At 62.8% G+C, this 768-nt stretch carries 1 pseudogene; it reads right to left on the reverse strand.

From position 1 onward, the window contains the following. Nucleotides 1-459, reverse strand: a pseudogene (locus tag ACYVOO_RS15500) (hypothetical protein); the annotation flags it as partial. Between the last annotated feature and the right edge of the window lie 309 nt (nt 460-768).

The raw sequence follows: 768 nt of genomic DNA on the forward strand, positions 1-768 counted from the left end.
CCTGCGCATACCGCATGCTTCCGGCCTACCGCAGGGATCACCGCACGTCACCATCCGACACCAACCCGAAAACCTCAGTAACAGTGCGTTCGCACCACTGCTCATCACCAAGGACGCGAAGTCGAGCTGGTCGACGAGCGTGGCCGCCGCGGACTTGTAGACCTTCGCGAACGCCGCGCCCGCGTCGTCGTCACCCACCATGCCGCGCTGTTTGTCCAGCTCGGTCACCAGGGCATCGAGGGTGTCATAGGTGGAGTCACGAAGGCCGAGCATCCCCCACGACGAGTTGATCATGTGGGTCGTCTGGATTCTGACGCGTTCCTTGCGTCCCGGTTCCGGCTGGGGCTTGGCCCGGCCGGGGCGGTAGTCGCCGTCCGGAGTCTGGTTCAGTTGCATCTGGACGGAGTTCTGATCCGCGGCATCCGCTTTGTGCTGCGCCCATTCTTCTTCGAACGACACGTGCCCCCCTGCCTGCCCCTTTTCGGCTGCATGCGACGCCACGTCCCACACACGTGTACCCGGACACTGGTGCGCAAGAGCGTGCGAGTGTGGTCACCCCATCACACGCACAGCAGACAGGTTCCTTCTACAGCTTGTTTTCAGACGCCGCCGTGCCGCGTCGCGCGCAGCAACCACTTCGCCCTTGCGCTGTCTTCCTGCGCTGAGCAACGAGGCCGGGCGGTTTTCTAGTCTTCTGAGTCGGGAATTCTGTTCAGATATGAGCTGAGGCGTTCGAGGATCTCGTCGGCGGTCTTGGTCCAGATGTAG

This window comes from Streptomyces daliensis (assembly GCF_054782395.1).